Origin of the sequence: Neorhizobium sp. LjRoot104 (assembly GCF_964253725.1) — a bacterium.
In the GTDB taxonomy this organism is placed as follows: domain Bacteria; phylum Pseudomonadota; class Alphaproteobacteria; order Rhizobiales; family Rhizobiaceae; genus Neorhizobium.
In genome coordinates, this window is sequence record NZ_CAXURS020000001.1 from 963620 (window position 1) to 981250 (window position 17631).

Consider the following 17631-nt stretch of genomic DNA (forward strand, 5'->3'; position numbering starts at 1 on the left):
TGAGTTAAGAATGATCCGTTCAGTGGTTCGCGGTTACGGGGCAGCGCTCCCCAAGCGGGTAGTGACCAATCGCGAGTTGGAAGACACCGTCGAGACCTCCGATGAGTGGATCGTGCAGCGCACGGGCATTCGTCAGCGCTACATTGCCGGCGAGGGCGAGACGACCGCTTCCCTCGGCGAGCAGGCGGCACGTGCCGCGCTCGACAATGCCGGATTGACGCCTGATGACATCGATCTTGTGCTGGTCGCGACCTCGACGCCCGACAACACTTTTCCCGCGACCGCCGTCAATATCCAGAACCGGCTGGGCATGACCCATGGCTACGCCTTCGACCTGCAGGCCGTCTGCACCGGCTTCGTTTATGCAATGGCGACCGCCGACCTGCATATTCGCGGCGGCATGGCAAAGCGCGTGCTGGTGATCGGCGCCGAGACCTTTTCGCGCATTCTCGACTGGAAGGACCGCACCACCTGCGTGCTGTTCGGCGACGGCGCCGGCGCGCTGGTGCTGGAAGCGGCGGAAGGCGAGGGGACGATCGCCGATCGCGGTGTGCTCACCGCCCATCTGCGCTCCGACGGCTCGCACAAGGACAAGCTCTATGTCGATGGCGGTCCGTCCTCGACGGGCACGGTCGGGCATCTGCGCATGGAGGGCCGCGAGGTCTTCAAACATGCCGTCGGCATGATCACCGATGTGATCGACAGCGCGTTTGCCGCGACCGGCACGACGGCCGACGATCTCGACTGGCTGGTCCCCCACCAGGCCAACCGCCGCATCATCGACGGTTCGGCGAAGAAACTCGGCATTCCTTTGGAAAAGGTCGTCGTGACGGTCGATCTGCATGGTAATACCTCGGCTGCATCGATTCCTTTGGCCCTTTCGGTTGCCGCCTCCGACGGGCGTATCAAGAAGGGCGATCTGGTGATGCTCGAAGCCATGGGTGGCGGTTTTACCTGGGGCGCGTTGCTGGTCCGCTGGTAGGGCGCCGACGGTCGGCCGAAACCTAAATAAGCGATTGAGCACAGGTGCTTGACCCTCGCGCTCAAGCAAAATACTCTCTATCGGCTTTGATAAGATCAATTTCGAAAATTGGGCGGGGATCATGGCCGGCAAGACAGTAACACGCGCGGATCTGGCGGAATCGGTTTTCCGCAAAGTCGGTCTTTCGCGGACGGAATCGGCCGAGCTCGTCGAGACGGTCATCGATGAGATATGCAATGCGATCGTGCGGGGCGAGGTGGTCAAGCTATCCTCTTTCGCGACCTTCCAGGTACGCTCCAAGAACGAGCGCATTGGCCGCAATCCGAAGACCGGCGAGGAAGTGCCGATCTCTCCGCGCCGGGTCATGACATTCAAGGCCTCCAACGTGCTGAAGAGCCGTATCCTCAAGGCGCACACGGCGCGCAAGGCGAAACTGAAGCCGGCAAGCCCGGTCGCCTGAACTCCCCGACCTTTTCCGCAATCCTGTGAACATGCTTGAATCTCCCGGCTTAAACCGTTGAGATATGTCCGATTCGGCGCATAATTCGCGCATGTATCGGAGGCTATGAGTCTGCCCTTGGGGCATGGGCAGCCTGCCGTTTGGAGTAAGAACCTTGGAGAAGAGCCCGGACGCCTTTCGTACGATCAGCGAGGTCGCCGACGATCTCGACCTGCCGCAGCATGTGCTGCGCTTCTGGGAAACCCGTTTCCCGCAGATCCGGCCGATGAAGCGCGGCGGCGGGCGGCGTTATTATCGTCCCGAGGACGTCGATCTCCTGAAGGGCATCCGGCACCTGCTCTACGACCACGGGTACACCATCAAAGGCGTGCAGAAGCTTCTGAAGACGAACGGCAACAAGTTCGTCTCGGCGATTGCTTCGGGCGATCTCGCCACGATGGAAGCGATCATGGCGGCAAACAGCGAAAAGCAGGCCGAGCCGAAGATCAGCACGGCCGAAGAGGATCAGATCGTCGGTCGCCCGAAGGTCAAGCCGAGCGGGCGCTTTTTCGGTTTCGGCGGCTCCCACGAGGACGACATGGAAGTGTCGATCGGCAAGTCCAGCGTCGGCAAGGAAGACCGGGCGTTGCTGCAGGAAGCGCTCTTCGACCTTTTGGAGTGCAAGCGCCTCTTGGATCAGGTTCGCTAACTCAACGCACGGCAACGTTAAGCAAAATTTACCATTCACCTCTGGTTCAGGAGAAATGGAGGATCATTTCTTCATGAGGAAATCAGAGGAGGTGAATTATGAAGAAAAAGCTCGCCGTCGCCTTTTTGTCCCTGATCACGGCTTTCAGTGGCGTCGCTCCCGCCCAGGCCTTCCCGTCGATCGGTGCCCCGCGCATCGAGAGTTCGCAGGATATCCAGCAGGTGCAATACTGGCGCCATCGCGACAGATGGGAAGGGCGCCGCTATTATCGCGACCGTGACTACCGACGCCACCGCCGGGGCCCGGATGCCGGTGCGATCATCGGGGGGCTTGCGCTGGGCGCGATCATCGGCGGAGCGCTGGCACAGCCGCGCTATGAGCGAAGATACGCACCGCGCTACTACCCGCCTCGGCGTTATATCCGCGGCGGAAATGCGCACGTGAACTGGTGTTATGCCCGCTACCGGTCCTACAGGGCTTATGACAACACGTTCCAGCCCTATTACGGCCCGCGCCAGCAGTGCTATTCGCCCTACTGATATCCGTCGTGGAACCGGACGAAGATCTCAGCCCGCCCTGCCGAACCGGTGGGGCGGGTAAATGGCGTGTGGAAGCCCCGGTTCTGTGTCCTTGCGCAACTCCTTCCATTGCATCTTCAGGCGCGAATGTCTGACCGGAAGAAGCTTCGAACACCGAGGTCAGCTGCAGCGCGTCTCCCTATGCCTGTATCCCTCGGCCTCAATTGATTTATGGTTAGGGATCGCCTGGAGAGCGATGAGATTCTTCAGGGAGCCTTGCCGACAAAAATTTTCCCCGCGAACTGATCGCCTATGGTCCGCCCCTGAGCAGTAGTGACCTTCAGTTGCACATTAATGAAGCCGATCTCTTCAACGTGAATCACCGCCGGCCCGGCATGGATGGTTGAAATCATTCCTGCAAATGCGACTTCTATCGTTCCGTTAAAGCTGACGGCAGTCCTCACCGAGTCCTGTGGCGAAAAAAAAGACATCTCAAATTGGTGTTTACCCACCGGTAGCTCGCGTACCCGAGCCCATGCCGCCACGTGGATCGGGCCGGGGATATGAGTAGCCATAATGACGTCTCCAGGGTAGACACCGACCAGCAGCTGCTTTCCGTTGACCTCCGTGCGGATTAAATCACAAAACACAACATCGATTTGCATTAGCCAAATGCCTTCCTAAGCATGGCGAGATCGGGCACCGCAGATTGTTGCTGACTAGCCCCCTGCCACTCTGCCAAAGTGACTACGTTTACACGAGTTTCGTCGGCTGCCTGAACCTGCTCCTCTTCGTTCAGCTCTATTTCAAACCTAATTTTACTGTCCATCGCCCACGTAAGTTCCGCCAAGCTTTTTAGTGTGAGATTGTTAAAGCCAGATAGGCAACGGTTGACGCGAGAGCGATCGACTTCAAGCCGCTGGGCTATCTCATTTTGCGTGAGGCCACGCAGATTGACCGTGCGCTGCAGCTTCTTCCCAACGTCGGCGACAAGGTCAGCAATAGCTTCGTCCTTCGGATCAAGCTCAAATAGAAAAGACATGACGAATGCTCGCTCCTTCGATGTACTTGGGCGGATCAAGATCGATACTGGCACGCGCCGCCGAGACTGCGTTTCGATATGCGGAAGATAAACCTGCGATAGTGTGTACGCGCTCCATCGTGTCCGCAGCCACTGCGATAAAAACGGATGGTCTGTAGAACCAGCCAAAAAAGCGTAGATCGGCGCTCTTCAGTTCATACACGTCGTGCTCCATGGGCAGCATAAGACGAAATTCTTCTCCCTCCGACAAAGCCTCTCCCGTGATAAACATCTTAAATAGAGCGCGCGCTTGGAGTTGCGGGGAGATATCCGTTGGTTCGAAAGCCACAAGTTCTTTCAACTCATTTCGGATCCAGTTTTCCACCGCCGGCATCACCCAAAGGGACCGTCTCTCCCTATCCGGCGGGGCAACTCGGATTCTGACTCTCTTAAGGACGCTGACCGCTTCCAATTCTTCTAGTGTTGCCATATAAGTCAACAAGCAATCGTTAACAAGGGGGAAACCACAACGTATCATCGCAATGCTCTAGCAGTGTCAACCCTACAAATATTAAAGTAAACTCGGGATAATGCTTCGCGGCGGAACGCCCGCACGCCGAACTTTCCGCCGATCTCACGTCAATAGCGTCAAGATTGCTTTAGCGCAGGCTTAGGGGCGTGTTTCTGGCGCGAACGGGAACATTTTGGGATGATGTCTGGGAACACCGGAGCTTGCTGCTTCCAATTTCGCATTTTGAGCGGTGTTTGCTCTGCTTCCCTGTTTCGGGAGGAACGTCCGCTTTGTTGTTTTGACTGAGATTTCAAGGGGATTTAATTGGTCGGGGCGGCCGGATTTGAACCGACGACCCCTTGACCCCCAGTCAAGTGCGCTACCGGGCTGCGCTACGCCCCGACCTGCTCGATGAGCATGTTTTCCCTAGTCGCTCCGCTATCGCGGCGCAAGCTCAAAATCCCTTGATCGGAAGAAAAAGAGGATGGCCGGCACAAGAATGTGCCGGTGAACATAAAAGTCGCGTCCGGAATTCGGGCGCGGCTTTCGAGGCCGGTTGCGCGATCAGCCTCGGCGACAGGTCAGATTTCCGGGCAGCCGCGGCGGTTGGCGAAGGTGATGCGATCCGGCCCGTTGCGCGTGAAGCCCTCCACCGTGATGCTGCGGCTCGTCACGCGGACGACCTGGGCGTCGCGAAAACCTTCGTCGCGGGCCGCGGCACGTGCTTCACCCGGACTGCAGCCGCGACGATCATAATCGCGGTCCCGGTCGCGGATCATCGGCCGCACGCCATCTGGTCCGACGCGCAGTTGGATATCCTGTGCGGAAGCGGGAACGGAGAAGGCGCCGAGGGCGCCCAGCGAGAGGGCAACTGCAAGCCCGGTGTGCGAAATCAGTCTGATCATGGTTATCCTCCTTCCGCGCGGCGGTTTGACCGCCCAAGCGCCAATTGGTTTACGACAGACCAACTGGCAGAGGATTGCAAAGGTTCCTGAGAAGGGAGATTTTGCGTGCAAACCAGCGCTGGCCATGCTCGACTTCGGCATGGAAGCTGGGCAAAAGACTCAATAAAGGATGTCTAGCGGAAGCGCGGCGCGCGGCTGGCATTCATCAGCAGTTCCTGCTGGGACGCAAACGGCCCGAGAAGCTTCAGCAGGCGGGTTTCCTCGCCACGGTCAAGGCGATAGCGCTTGGCGAATTCGGCAACGCTCCAGACCTTCTTCAAGCCTTTACTGTCGATCTCGTCGAGATTCACATGCGTGCTCATAACGATCCCCTTTCTTGCTTATTTGAAACTAAATTCACATGGTGAATTTTGTTCCGGACAACTCTGAGCTTCTATCGTTAAAAATGTATCCTCTAACGAACCCTCACTTCTCTTGGACTTTTATACCATCCTGGCCGATGCTGAGCTCGACGCCCTTCGGCTTCGTTTCTTCGCGATAGACGTAAAAACCAAGCCCAACGACGGCGATCAGCAAAGCGCCGATAACCAGATAGAGATTGTTCGTGCGTGTCATGCGTAACCCCCTGCATATCGTCTGTGCGCGGGGAAACGCGTGAGATCTCAAAGAGTTCCCGCGTCGCAGCGATTTCAGTCGTCGTTGGCGGCGTTGAGGTTCTGGGGGCGGATTCCCTCGTCATGAAACTGCTGTCGCAGCCTCAACCCCGGCCCGGCGCCTGCATCGTCCTCGCCCGCGCCAAGGAAAAGCACGCCCTTTGATTCAAATATCGAGCGTAGCCGATCGGTGACGGCTGCGTTCGCGAAGACATGAGAGGCCTCGGCTTCTTCGATCACGGATTTGGAAAGCCCGGATGCGGCGGCGAGTTCCTCCACCGTCATTCCTGTCATCGCGCGTGCGGCGCGGAGTTGAGAAACCGTCAGCATACCACAAGATCTGGAGCGCCGGGCCTCAAAGTCAAGCAGTGCTGGCCGTCGGCGAAGGGAATCGTCGCTGCGACCGGATGAAGCGGTGTTCAAGCGCAATGCAGCCCCAGACGATGCCGAGCAGGAGGTAGAAATGCCGCCAGTGGTCGGTGTCGATAACGTTCCCGATGATCGCATGACCCAATATCATCACCCACGCGATCATCAGATAGGCCTGCCACGGGCGTTCACGCAGCATGTAGCGGAAGCCGAACCAGAGCGTCGACCAGATCATGATCTGATAGGTGATTGCGCCGAGCCAGCCGTAGGTGGTCAGCGTCTTCAGCCAGATATTGTGCTCGTCCTCGCCGAAGATCTTGCCAAAGGCCATGGGGCCGAGACCAAGCGGCCGCTCCATGGCCATCAGGAAACCGATCTTGTGACGCTCGAAGCGGCCAAGGCGGGCGCCGTCATAGTCCTGTACCAGCTTGGCGCGGTTCGTGAACAGGTCGGAGACCTGCGGAAACTGCAGCGCGATCGCCAGCGCCAGGACGAGAAAGATCGCGGCCCCGCCGGCAATCGCCAGGATCTTGAACCGGAAGGCGGTCGTGCGCTCCTTGAGCAGCATGACGATGACGAGCGCGATACCGGCAAATATGAGAAGGCCCCAGGCCGCGCGCGAGAAGGAGAGGAAGATGCCGAGCGCGAGGACGAGGATGCCGGCGATCAGCATCGGTGCCTTCACCAGCCGTCCGGTCAGCAACCGGTAGAGGAGGTAGAGGAGGGGGGCGACGAGATAGGGGCCGAAGACGTTCGGGTCCTGGAAGGCGCCCATGGCGCGATTGTAGCGGGTGAAGACATGCGAGCCCGGAAAGGCGTTGAAATAGCCGAGGACGCCGAGCAACGAGGTGATGATCGCGGCGATCACCCAGGCCTTGAAGATCAGGTTCAGGCGCCGGTGGTCGTTCTCGATGATCGCCGCGTAAAAGACCGAACTCAGCGCCAGGAAGGTGGAGACGGCGAAATACATCGGCGCCTCGCTCATGTCCTTCATGACGAACATGGAGAACAGGCCGCTCATGTTGAACGTCAGCAGCATCACGAGAAGCGGCGCGACGGTACGCGATATCTTCAGGCCGAGCAGGAACCAGATGCCGATCTGGATCACCATGATCAGTTCGTAAGGGGCAGGCTCGGAAATGACGAAGCCGGAAAGGAAGACGCCAAAAGCGATCAGGCCGGAACCGGCCAGCTTCACGGCGGCAAGCCGGCCGTCGAAACCCACTGGGTGACCGGCCGGTCGGCTATAGTCGAGCGCGCTCAATAGGCGTTGTCCGTGTTGAGCAGCCGGATCGGCGTCAGGAACAGGATCTTCAGGTCGAAAAGCAGCGACCAGTTCTCGATATAGTCGAGGTCGTAGGCGGTGCGGGCGCGGATCTTTTCGTCGCTGTCGAGCTCGCCGCGCAATCCGTTGATCTGCGCCCAGCCGGTGACGCCCGGCTTGACCCGGTGGCGGGCAAAATAGCTCTCGACCACATCGACATATTTACGCTCACCCGTCTGGGCGAGCACCGCGTGCGGGCGCGGGCCGACGAGCGAAAGCTGGCCGCGCAAAACGTTGAACAGCTGCGGCAGTTCGTCGATCGAGGATTTGCGCAGGAAGCGGCCGACCGGCGTGACCCGCGGGTCGCCCTTGGTGACGGCCTTGACCGCCGTCTGGTCGCCGAGATCGGTGTACATCGAGCGGAACTTCAGGACGTCGATGATCTCGTTGTTGAAACCGTGGCGCTTCTGGCGGAACAGGATTGGCCCCTTCGAGGTCGCCTTCACGGCGATTGCCGCGGCCAGCATGATCGGCCAGGTGAGGAGAAGGCCGACCACCGAGAAGACGATGTCGAAGACGCGCTTGGCGACCGAGTCCCAGTCGCGGATCGGCTTGTCGAAAATATCGAACATCGGCACGGCGCCCACATGCGAATAGGAGCGGGGGCGGAAGCGCAGGCGGTTGGCATGGGCGGCGAGGCGAATATCGACCGGCAGCACCCAGAGCTTGCGCAGCAGCTGCAGGATGCGGGCCTCGGCGGTCGCGGGCAGCGCGATGATGAGCATGTCGATACGGGCGAGGCGGGCGAATTCGATGAGCTCCGCGAAGGTGCCGAGCTTCGGATAACCGGCGACCACGGTCGGAGAACGCTCGCTGTTGCGGTCGTCGAATATGCCGCAGATGCGGATGTCGTTGTCGGGCTGCTGCTCGAGCTGGCGGACCAGTTGCTTGGCCGGTTCGCCGCCGCCGACGATGATGGCGCGGCGTTCCATCACGCCGTTGCGGCCCCAGTGACGGATGGCGAAGGCCGTGAGCTGTCGTTCCAGGAACAGGAAACTGGCGCCGGTCGCCAACCAGGCGAAAAGGCCGGCAAGCGGATAGGGCTTGGGTTCGACGAGATAGAGGGTGGACGCGGTCAGCAGAAAACCGATCACCCAGCCGACGAAGACCCGCTTGGCGCTGCGCGAGGCGCCGCGCAGCGCCGGGATCTGATAGGTGTCGGCGACCTGCAGAAGCAGGACCGTGAGTGTCGAGCCCCAGGCGATGAGCGCGAAGCGGGCAAAAAAGCCGGTAAGATCGATCGGTGCGAAAAGCGCGCCGACGCCAAGTCCGATGGCGAGCATCGCCAGGAGCTCGAACAACCGGAACAGACCGATCAGCATCGCCGGCGAATAGCTGTCGTCGCGGAACTGCTCGGCGATCTGGCGGGCAAACGGATTGAGCACGGTGGCATTGGCCGGATCGTGCTTTTCGTCGGCTGCGCGGAGTTCCGAAACCTTCTTGCGAAGGCTTTCGACATCGAACTGCTCGGACTTGTTCGGCTGGTTCATGGACCGATCCCTTTGGCCTTCCCGGCCCGTCGGCGCAGGAAGATATGGGAAACGCTTAACAAAAAGAGGTGAAGGAAGCCTTTAGCCGCGGCCCGGATCGGGCCTCAAACCGGTCAGATCTTGATACAGGTTGAGCATTTCTCGGGCCATGACCGAAGCGGAAAACACTGCCTTGAAGGCTTCGGGTTTGGGCATCACCGCCTCCTGCCAGCCGGGGGTGGTGATCGCCTCCGTCATGACGCGGGCCAGATCCCCGGCGTCGCCGGGAAGGGCAAGTGCTGCACTGGTCTCGCCGAGCACTTCGGGAATGCCGCCGACGCGCGAGGCGATCACCGGCTTGCCGGCTGCCAGGGCCTCGAGCACGATATAGGGCATCGCCTCGGCACGGGAGGGGACGACGACGATCTTTGCCATGGCAAACGCGTCGCGCGCCGGCATGGCCGGCCTCATCCGGATACGGCGGCCAAGCCCGCGCTCGGCCATCATCGCCTCGTAGCGGTCGCGATCCGGGCCATCGCCGACCATCAGAGCGGAAAGCGGATGACCGACCGCCCTTTCGGTGCGGGCGAAGGCGTCGATGAAGACATCCGGCCCCTTGAGGTCGCGCAGCATGCCGATATAGAGAAAATGCGGTGCCGCCGGCTCGGTCGCAACGGGCTCGAACTCGGCATCCTTGATGCCGTTGTAGATGATGCGGGAGACTTTGCGCGGCTTGCCGACCTTGGCCTCGTAGGTCCGCCGCTCATAGTCGCAGACAAACACCAGCGCATCGCCAAAATGCTCCTGGAAACGTTCCAGCCGCAGCACGGCCTGGCCGGAAAGGCTCGACCGGCTGAAATGCAGGCTGCCGCCATGCGGCGAATAGAGGCGGGCTACGCGATACCTGTTGACCCGCAGGGCTGAGCCGATCAGCCGGGCAATGGCGCCACCCTTGGCGCCGTGCCCGTGCAATATGTCCGGCTGCAAGCTCTTGATATGTTTGTAACTCCTGTATATCGCCCCGAAATCGGAAGGGGCGATGGCGCGCCGCATCGGAATGCGGGTGAGGCCGAGCGAAAGCAGCGGCCGGATGCTGTCGAAGAGGCGGTCCTCATGGGCTCCGCCGGTCGAGCTGTCGCACAGGATGCCGACCTCGTGGCCGGCCGCCCGATGCTCCTCGACGAGATCGCGCACGTGACGAAAAATCCCGCCGACGGGCGACCTGAAGCAGTGGAGTATCCGCAAGGGAGCGCCTTCCGCCATGGACCGGTCAGAACAGCCGCTCGCGGACGTAGATCGTGTCGCCGGCAAGCACCGTGGAAGAGATGACGGTGCGGCCGGTGATCACCTGGCCGTTGATCTTGCGGGTGACATCGACATCGCGCTGGTTGCCGCGGGAGGTGAAACCGCCGGCGATCGCGATCGCGTTCTGGGCGGTCATACCCGGCACGTAGGAATATTGCCCGGGCCGGCCGACTTCGCCCATGACGAAGACGGGGCGGTAGCGGTCGATCTCGGCGGTAACGTCCGGATCGCGCAGATAACCCTGCTTCAGGCGCGACGCGATCGAGCCTTCGAGCGCCGGCAGCGTCTGGCCGCGGGCTGCCACTTGGCCGATCAGCGGGAAGGCGATGTAACCGGCCTGATCGACCGTATAGGTATTGGTGAGGCCCGGCTGCTCGAAGACGCTGACGCGCAGCCGGTCGCCGCTATCCAGCCTGTATGGCTGAATGGTTGCCTGCTGGAAACTTTTCGGGGCGGGCGCATAGCTCGTGCAGCCGGCAAGCGCCGTCGCAGCGAGAGCTAACGCCAGCGCCTGTTTGGCCATCACGCGTTTGAAGGGGGCGAAGGACATTTCCGCGGTCGAGGCTCCGGCTGTTCATACCATCTGCCCCCGTTATCGATCCGTTAGGGTTAATGCCCGGTAAAGAGGCCGGGAATATGAGGATTTTCTTGGGGTGCCGGTACTGTACTTGGCCATTAACCCTCGCGTTACCATGATCCTTTACTCTTTGCCGAAACCGATCAGTTGGAGCGTATCATGTCAGGCGTAAACGGTGGCAATCAGGACGTGGATATCGACCTCGGGCGGGTCATTTCGGCGGTCTGGGAACGCAAGGGCAGGATTTTGGGCGCGACGATCGTCGCCGCCGCGATCGCACTGGTCGGCACGAGCCTGATGAAGCCCAGCTACAAGGGCGAGACGCGGCTGCTGATCGAATCCCGCTCGCCGAACCTCTCGGGAGGGGATGCGGCCGCACAGGCCAACGACCCGCTGCTGGACTCGCTCAACATCACCAGCCAGGCACAGCTGCTGCAATCGACCGATCTCATCAAGCGGGTCGCCCGCGACCTCAACCTCGCCAAGCTCAAGGAATTCGATCCGGCTGCACAGTCCTTGCTGCCTGATCCGCTGGTTCTGATCGGCCTGAAACAGGATCCGATGAAGCTTGATCCCGAAGACCGGGTGATCCAGGAATTCCGCGACAAGCTGAATGTCTATGCGGTCGAGAATTCGCGCGTCATCGCCATCGAGTTCTCCTCGCGCGATCCCAAGCTTGCCGCCGACATCCCGAACCGGATGGCGGACGTCTACCTCCAGATCCAGAGCGGCGCAAAGCTCGACACCCATTCCGAGACCGCCAAGTGGCTGGAGCCGGAAATCGCCAACCTGACCCAGAAGGTCAAGGAGGCCGAGAAGAAGGTGGCGGACTACCGCTCCTCCAACGGCCTGTTCCAGACCACCGAGACCAACAGTTTCTCGACCCAGCAGCTCAACGACATTTCGACCGAGCTTGCCCGCATCCGTGGCGAGCGGGCGAATGCGGAGGCCCGCGCCGAAAACGTCCGTGCCGCTCTGAAGGCTGGTCGTGCTTCCGATACGTTGAGCGACGTCGTCGGTTCGCAGGTCATCCAGCGGTTGAAGGAAGCGGAAGCCAATCTTCAGGCGCAGATTTCCGATTCCTCGACCTCGCTGCTCGAAGGCCATCCGCGGCTGAAAGGCCTGCGCGGCCAGCTTTCCGGCATCCGCCAGCAGATCGAGAGCGAGACCAAGAAGATCCTCGCGAGCCTCGACAACGAAGCCGAAATGTCGCGCATCCGTGAACGCCAGTTGATAGGCCAGCTCAACGGCTTGAAGGCGGATTCCGCCAAGGCGGGCGAAGAGGAAGTGGGCCTGCGTGCCCTGGAACGCGAGGCCGCCGCCCAGCGCCAGCTTCTCGAAACCTATCTTGCCCGTTACCGCGAGGCGAGTTCCCGCCTCGAGGGCAATTCGAGCCCGGCCGACGCCCGCGTCGTCTCGAAGGCCGTCGAACCGTCGGAACCCTATTTCCCGAAGATCATCCCGATCGTCATCGTCGTCTCGCTCGCGACGCTCATTTTCGGCTGCCTGATCGTCATCGTCATCGAGCTTTTCTCCGGCCGCGCGCTGCGCCCCTCCGGCGTTCGTGACGGCGAGGATGATCTCGTGCTCGACCTTGCCGCACCCGCACCCGCTGCGGCCGCTCCGCTGCCGGTCCATCAGATGCAGGCCGAGGCCGCCCGTTTCGACCGGCCGGAACCTGCCCGTGAAAGCGCGAAGAATGCGGCAGCGCTCGCCTATGCCAAGATCGCCGAACAGTCGCTGTCCGAGAAGGAGGGCGAAGCGGAGGAGGTCGTGGCGGAGGCCGACGACCGCGGCTTCACCATCGGTTCCGTCGCGCATTACCTGCAACGCCACGATGTGCCTGTCGCGATCGCTATTTCACCGGGCGGTGACGAGGGCTCGACCGCGACCGTCATGCTTGCCCGCGAAATCGCCGAGCGCGGCCGCACCGTCGTACTGGTCGATATGACCGGTTCCGCCACTCCGACCGAGTTGATGACCGAAGATCCGAAACTTCCCGGCATCACCGACCTTCTTTGCGGCGAGACCGCCTTCGGCGACGCGATCCATCCGGACCGGCTCTCCGACGCGCATATCATCCCGCACGGCGCTTCGGACCCGGCGCGTGCCATGCGCGGCGTCGATCGCCTGTCGATGATCATCGATGCGCTGGCGGATGCCTATGACCTGGTGCTGATCGAATGCGGCCCGGCCGAGATCGCCGGCATTTCGCGCCTGACCCGCAACGCGATGGCCGAGATCGTCCTGTCGGTTCCGGGTTTCAAGGATGAAGAGGTCGCCGAGCTGGTGACCGATTTCGAAGCTGCCGGCTACAGCAACCTGTTGGTGATGGCGCAAGCGGGCGACCGGCACTCGCCGCGCCCCGGCAAGCGCCGCGCCGCCTGATGGATCACTCCGCGTCGGAGGCGGGAGCTTCCGACGCTTTCGGGCACCGGCGGGACCGCCAGCGCTGCGCCATCGCATAGAGATGTCGATTGCGCTTGATCGCCGCCTTCGCCTTGGTCACCCCGATCAGAAGCGGCCGCATCAGCGAACCCTTCCAGGTCAGCGGCAGCAGGATATCGTACTGAACCGTTTCCTGGGTGCACCAGTTGCGCTTGTATGGCTGATCGCCGACGCCGAAATCGAACACCGAGGCCCCCTCGCGACAGGACTGCTCGATCATCAGCCAGAACAGCAATTCGCCGGGGCTCGCCTCCGGGCAGATCGTCTCGTCGATCGAGCTGAACTGGCAGATGACATGATCTCCCTTGCGCGACAGGCCGGCAATCGCCGCGATATGCCCCTCGTGCTCGCCGCGCAGCCGGATGGCATGCAGCGTCAGCGGCGTATCGGTTCCGTTCGTCGGGACATCCATGAGGCGGTGGAAGAAATCCTGGATGCCGGGCAGCTGGAAGACGTCCGGCAGGCCGAACAGTCTCAGCCGATCGCCTTTCTGGCGAAAGAAGATATCGAGCAGCGCGTGTTTTTCGGCGGGATCGGTCGGGGCGATATGATCATAACCGCCGATCGCCTCGATCTTGCGGCTCTGCGAGCGGAACTTCTTGCGGCGGCTCTTGGCGTTCAGCTGGGCGAGCGTCGCCTCGAAGTTCGGAAACAGCGGTAGCTGGAAGGAATGGTTCTGGTTCGCGATCGAGGCAAGCGGCGACAGCGGATGTCGTATGCCGCGCCAGACGAGCGGAATATTGTCGAGCAGGACCAGATCAGCCTTGTCCGAGAGCGCGAGCTTCAGGGCATAGGCGAAATTCTGCAACTCCTCCGCATCGGGGTCGGCGAGTTCGGCATCGAAAAGGCCGGTATTGATGTTGTTGAACCGGTGGCCGAGCAGGCGGGCGATCCGGGCGCGGCGTTCCGGGATGATTTCGAGCGGCAGTATGAAGAGCGTGCGACCGTCGAGGACGCCTTGAACGATCACGAGTTCGCTCCGATGCGCCCGGGCCCAGGCGAGACACCAGTCGAAACCCTGATGCAGGGAGTTCCTGGTGAGGCCTTCGAGGCGCCGCCATTCCGCCTCTACGGAGCGTGGATCGTCGGTCGAAACGAGTGTGAGTTCGCAGAGCCGGATCGACGGATCATCGGTTTCGGGGAGAACCACGTTACCGATCTGCTCTTCGTGGTGGATTTTCTGCTGCTGCATGGCTTCGCCCGCTGATGCCGTTTGGCCGGCAAGATAGGGGGAGGGCACCAAAAATCGGTTTACCGCCGGGCTTGAGCGCTGCGAAACCGCTGCCGCTGGTTAACCGCGGGTAAACGGATCACGGTTTCGGCCGTGGCCCGGCCATCCATTTGATGATCAGCATGGCCGGCAGGATCCAGAGGAGGCCGCTGATCAGGAAGTAGAGGAAATGCACCCACCAGGGCGCGGTGCCAAGCAGCAGCGTCGCGAAGGTCGTTGCGGCAAGCGCATAAAAGATCACCAGGATGATGATCAGGATCGTGCCGATGAAACTTCTCAAACGCGGGACCAATACGTCTTCTCCTATCCGCGACCGCATGCCGCAAAGCGCCGGGGCTTGTTTTGCATGGGTTGATGGGGCAAAGCAACGCGAAATGCTTGATGGATGCCCGCCCTATGCCGCGTCCTCTTGGCTTGAGCGACAGGAGCATACCCATGTCGGCGACCGATGCTGTGATCATCGATGTCCTGAACCACACCAAGCGCCGCGAGCGCGACCGCAAGGCGGTGCGCATCTGGCTCGGCGTCGTCGTTTTTACGCTGTTCTGTCTGGTCCTGGTCGGCGGGGCCACGCGGCTCACCGATTCCGGCCTTTCGATCACCGAATGGAAGCCGATCCACGGCGTCATCCCGCCGTTGTCGGCTGCGGAATGGGACGAGGAGTTCCGCCTCTACCAGCGCATCCCGCAATATCAGGAAATCAACAAGGACATGACCGTCCAGGAGTTCAAGTCGATCTTCTGGTGGGAATGGGCGCATCGTTTCCTCGCCCGTTCGATCGGCATGGTCTTCGCCCTGCCGCTGATCTTCTTCTGGTTCACCGGCCGCATCGAAAAGCGACTGCGCGGACCGCTGGTCGGCCTGCTGGCGCTCGGCGGCTTTCAAGGCTTCATCGGCTGGTGGATGGTGTCCTCCGGCCTCACCAAGCTGGTCAGCGTCTCGCAATACCGTCTCGCCACCCATCTCGTCATCGCCTGTCTGATCTTCGCCGCCTGTATCTGGATCATGCGGGGGCTCACGCCGCACAGCCGCGACCTTCCGCCGACCGCAAGATCCAAATGGGCGGCCGGCGGGATTGCCTTCCTCGTGCTCTTCCAGATCTATCTCGGCGCGCTGGTGGCGGGGCTCGATGCCGGCCTTTCCTACAACACCTGGCCGCTTATGGACGGCGCCCTGGTGCCGGCCGATCTCTTCGTCCGGCAGCCGTGGTGGATCAACCTGTTCGAGAACCCGAAGACGGTGCAGTTCGTCCACCGCTGTGGGGCCTATGTCCTGTGGGCCGCCACTCTCGTGCACATGATCGTTTCTCTCCGGCTTGCCCCGGGCTCGACCCATGCCCGCCGTTCCGTCCTGCTGTTCGGGCTGGTGACCGGCCAAGCGATCATCGGCATCTCGACGCTCGTCATGCAGGTGCCGCTCGATCTGGCGCTGACGCACCAGGCTGCCGCGCTGATCGTGCTCGGCTTCGCCGTCGCCCACTGGCGCGGTTTCGTCGGCGAATATCCGCCGGAGACCGCGATCGTTACGCAGAGCTGATCTCCCGGCACATTGCCCAATACCCGCGGAAGCGGGCGGATCGAATTCCGTCCGCCTTTTCTCTGTGAAAAAATCACGCTCCCATGTCGGAGATCGTGTCCATCGCCCGTCCTTGAGGCATAGTTCAAGGGCTTCGGCCAAGGAGAGGGCAGGGTTATGGCAAGGACAATCGCAATTCTCGTCGCAAGGCTGATCTTCGGCGGCCTGTTCGTCATGGCGACGACGTTCAAGTTTCTCGACATGCAGGCGACCGCGGTCTTCATCTCGGGCGCGGGTTTTCCGTTCCCGCTGTTCCTCGCCTGGTGTGCGGCGATCTTCGAGGTGGGGCTGGCCCTCGCATTCCTGACCGGCGCTTTCTTCTCCGAAGCCGCTTTGCTCGCCGGCGTCTATGTCATCTTCCTGGCTTTCGCCTTCCATGGTCCGAGCCATTGGCAAGCCAACCAGGCGGAGTTCGGCTTTTTCGTCGATCACTTCACCTTTTTTGCCGGCCTGCTGTTTGCCGCCGTGCACGGCCCAGGCGAGACACTTGCGATCCATCTGGGGTTCAAGCGCAGGTTCGCTTGAGCTTCAAGCCTGCCGCAGCACACTAAGAACCGCGGCGGCCACAGGCGAAGCGGTCACGCGTCAGGTCGAATGGATTGGGGGCTGGCGGTTTCGATCCGCCAGTCGTCAGGAAAGGAAAAGCTTCCCGCCATCAGGCCGAAAGCATCAGGTCCATGTTCTGGACGGCAGCACCCGAAGCGCCCTTGCCAAGGTTGTCGAGCAGGGCGACAAGATTGACATGCGCGCCGCCCGGAGTGCCGAACACGAAGAGCTTCATCGTGTCCGTATCGACCAGCTCTTCCGCATCGACGCGGGGCAGCGCCTTGCTCTCTTCGAGCGGCACGACGGTGACGATGTCCTGGCCGGCATAATGCTCGACCAGCACCTTGTGGATGCCTTCGATCGTCGCGCCGTCCTTCAGGTCTTCGAGGAAGAGCGGCACCTGGACGATCATGCCCTGCGCGAAGCGGCCGACCGACGGCGAGAAGAGGGGCGCACGGTCGAGTTGGCCGTGGATCTTCATCTCCGGCACATGCTTGTGCTTGAGCGGCAGGCCATAGAGGAAGTTGTTGGCAGAGATCGCGTCTTCGCGCGACTGGTCTTCCATCTGGCCGATCATCTGCTTGCCGCCGCCCGTATAACCGGAGACGGCATTGACCGTGACCGGATAGCCGTCGGGCAGGATGCCGGCGGCGCGCAGCGGCCGGATGAGGCCGATCGCGCCGGTCGGGTAACAACCCGGATTGGCGACATGGCGGGATGCCTTGATCTTGTCGGCCTGCGCCTTCTCCATTTCCGCAAAGCCATAGGCCCAGGAAGGATCGACGCGGAAGGCGGTCGAGGTGTCGATCACCCGCACCCTGTTGTTGCCGGCAAGCATGGTCACGGCCTCCCGCGACGCATCGTCCGGCAGGCAGAGGATGGCGATATCGGCGCTGTTCAGGAGATCCTCGCGCATGGCGGCGTTGCGCCGCTCCGCTTCCGGGATCGACAGCAGATCGACGTCGCGGCGGCCGGCCATGCGGGTGCGGATCTGCAGTCCCGTGGTTCCGTGTTCGCCATCGATGAAGATTTTCGCTGTCATGGTCATT

21 protein-coding genes and 1 tRNA gene are annotated in these 17631 nt (G+C 61.4%); 7 read left to right on the forward strand and 15 right to left on the reverse strand.

Annotation, left to right across the window (positions count from 1 at the left end; genetic code table 11):
* The first annotated feature begins 10 nt into the window (after nucleotides 1–10).
* The 4 genes from ACSQ8R_RS04905 to ACSQ8R_RS04920 all read left to right on the forward strand — a co-directional run bounded on the left by ACSQ8R_RS04905 (nucleotide 11) and on the right by ACSQ8R_RS04920 (nucleotide 2669).
* The gene (locus ACSQ8R_RS04905; protein ID WP_436252352.1) at nucleotides 11–982 is read left to right on the forward strand and encodes a beta-ketoacyl-ACP synthase III; all 972 of its coding nucleotides are present in this window, start codon (nucleotides 11–13) and stop codon (nucleotides 980–982) included.
* Between the two features lie 121 nt (nucleotides 983–1103).
* Complete coding sequence (locus ACSQ8R_RS04910) at nucleotides 1104–1442, forward strand: integration host factor subunit alpha (RefSeq protein WP_007770264.1); 339 nt, start codon at nucleotides 1104–1106, stop codon at nucleotides 1440–1442.
* Between the two features lie 154 nt (nucleotides 1443–1596).
* A complete protein-coding gene (locus ACSQ8R_RS04915) occupies nucleotides 1597–2130 on the forward strand; it encodes a MerR family transcriptional regulator (RefSeq protein ID WP_436252353.1) in 534 nt (177 codons plus the stop codon).
* Nucleotides 2131–2228: 98 nt separating this feature from the next.
* The gene (locus ACSQ8R_RS04920) at nucleotides 2229–2669 is read left to right on the forward strand and encodes a BA14K family protein (RefSeq protein WP_436252354.1); all 441 of its coding nucleotides are present in this window, start codon (nucleotides 2229–2231) and stop codon (nucleotides 2667–2669) included.
* Nucleotides 2670–2914: 245 nt separating this feature from the next.
* Here ACSQ8R_RS04920 and ACSQ8R_RS04925 read toward each other — a convergent pair whose 3' ends face one another.
* From ACSQ8R_RS04925 to ACSQ8R_RS04980, 12 genes are all read right to left on the reverse strand, one after another.
* A complete protein-coding gene (locus ACSQ8R_RS04925) occupies nucleotides 2915–3313 on the reverse strand; it encodes a hypothetical protein (protein ID WP_436252355.1) in 399 nt (132 codons plus the stop codon).
* Nucleotides 3313–3690, reverse strand: coding sequence for a helix-turn-helix domain-containing protein (locus ACSQ8R_RS04930; RefSeq protein ID WP_436252356.1), 378 nt, complete (start codon nucleotides 3688–3690; stop codon nucleotides 3313–3315). Before ACSQ8R_RS04930 ends, ACSQ8R_RS04925 begins: the two co-directional genes overlap by 1 nt.
* Entirely contained in the window at nucleotides 3674–4054 is a 381-nt protein-coding gene (locus ACSQ8R_RS04935) for a hypothetical protein (protein WP_436252357.1), read from the reverse strand. Before ACSQ8R_RS04935 ends, ACSQ8R_RS04930 begins: the two co-directional genes overlap by 17 nt.
* Nucleotides 4055–4505: 451 nt before the next feature.
* Nucleotides 4506–4582: transfer RNA gene (locus ACSQ8R_RS04940), tRNA-Pro, on the reverse strand.
* 179 nt (nucleotides 4583–4761) lie between these two features.
* Nucleotides 4762–5085 carry a hypothetical protein gene (locus ACSQ8R_RS04945; protein ID WP_436252358.1) on the reverse strand — a complete coding sequence of 108 codons (324 nt, stop codon included), beginning with the start codon at nucleotides 5083–5085 and terminating at the stop codon, nucleotides 4762–4764.
* Nucleotides 5086–5258: 173 nt separating this feature from the next.
* Nucleotides 5259–5447: a hypothetical protein gene (locus ACSQ8R_RS04950; protein ID WP_436252359.1), complete on the reverse strand. Its 189-nt coding sequence runs from the start codon at nucleotides 5445–5447 to the stop codon at nucleotides 5259–5261.
* Nucleotides 5448–5550: 103 nt separating this feature from the next.
* Nucleotides 5551–5700: a hypothetical protein gene (locus tag ACSQ8R_RS04955; protein WP_436252360.1), complete on the reverse strand. Its 150-nt coding sequence runs from the start codon at nucleotides 5698–5700 to the stop codon at nucleotides 5551–5553.
* A gap of 74 nt (nucleotides 5701–5774) precedes the next feature.
* Complete coding sequence (locus ACSQ8R_RS04960; RefSeq protein WP_436252361.1) at nucleotides 5775–6068, reverse strand: helix-turn-helix domain-containing protein; 294 nt, start codon at nucleotides 6066–6068, stop codon at nucleotides 5775–5777.
* A 31-nt stretch (nucleotides 6069–6099) separates the two neighbouring features.
* On the reverse strand, nucleotides 6100–7371 hold the full coding sequence (locus ACSQ8R_RS04965; protein WP_436252362.1) for an O-antigen ligase family protein: 1272 nt from the start codon (nucleotides 7369–7371) through the stop codon (nucleotides 6100–6102).
* Nucleotides 7368–8921, reverse strand: coding sequence for an undecaprenyl-phosphate glucose phosphotransferase (locus tag ACSQ8R_RS04970; protein WP_436252363.1), 1554 nt, complete (start codon nucleotides 8919–8921; stop codon nucleotides 7368–7370). Before ACSQ8R_RS04970 ends, ACSQ8R_RS04965 begins: the two co-directional genes overlap by 4 nt.
* An 81-nt stretch (nucleotides 8922–9002) precedes the next feature.
* Nucleotides 9003–10163: a glycosyltransferase family 4 protein gene (locus ACSQ8R_RS04975; protein ID WP_436252364.1), complete on the reverse strand. Its 1161-nt coding sequence runs from the start codon at nucleotides 10161–10163 to the stop codon at nucleotides 9003–9005.
* Between the two features lie 7 nt (nucleotides 10164–10170).
* A complete protein-coding gene (locus ACSQ8R_RS04980) occupies nucleotides 10171–10755 on the reverse strand; it encodes a polysaccharide biosynthesis/export family protein (protein ID WP_436252365.1) in 585 nt (194 codons plus the stop codon).
* Nucleotides 10756–10941: 186 nt separating this feature from the next.
* Between ACSQ8R_RS04980 and ACSQ8R_RS04985 the strand changes: the two genes are divergently transcribed.
* Entirely contained in the window at nucleotides 10942–13170 is a 2229-nt protein-coding gene (locus ACSQ8R_RS04985) for a GumC family protein (protein ID WP_436252366.1), read from the forward strand.
* 4 nt (nucleotides 13171–13174) lie between these two features.
* On the opposite strand, the gene ACSQ8R_RS04990 is transcribed toward ACSQ8R_RS04985, so the two are convergent.
* Nucleotides 13175–14422, reverse strand: coding sequence for a GNAT family N-acetyltransferase (locus ACSQ8R_RS04990; protein ID WP_436252367.1), 1248 nt, complete (start codon nucleotides 14420–14422; stop codon nucleotides 13175–13177).
* A gap of 118 nt (nucleotides 14423–14540) precedes the next feature.
* Nucleotides 14541–14753: a DUF2842 domain-containing protein gene (locus ACSQ8R_RS04995; protein ID WP_210011459.1), complete on the reverse strand. Its 213-nt coding sequence runs from the start codon at nucleotides 14751–14753 to the stop codon at nucleotides 14541–14543.
* A 143-nt stretch (nucleotides 14754–14896) separates the two neighbouring features.
* On the opposite strand from ACSQ8R_RS04995, the gene ACSQ8R_RS05000 reads away from it, so the two are divergent.
* Nucleotides 14897–15997 (forward strand): COX15/CtaA family protein, encoded by a 1101-nt coding sequence (locus ACSQ8R_RS05000; protein ID WP_436252368.1) that lies wholly within the window; start codon nucleotides 14897–14899, stop codon nucleotides 15995–15997.
* Between the two features lie 156 nt (nucleotides 15998–16153).
* Nucleotides 16154–16561, forward strand: coding sequence for a DoxX family protein (locus ACSQ8R_RS05005; RefSeq protein ID WP_436252369.1), 408 nt, complete (start codon nucleotides 16154–16156; stop codon nucleotides 16559–16561).
* 130 nt (nucleotides 16562–16691) lie between these two features.
* On the opposite strand, the gene argC is transcribed toward ACSQ8R_RS05005, so the two are convergent.
* Entirely contained in the window at nucleotides 16692–17624 is a 933-nt protein-coding gene (argC, locus tag ACSQ8R_RS05010) for an N-acetyl-gamma-glutamyl-phosphate reductase (protein WP_436252370.1), read from the reverse strand.
* Between the last annotated feature and the right edge of the window lie 7 nt (nucleotides 17625–17631).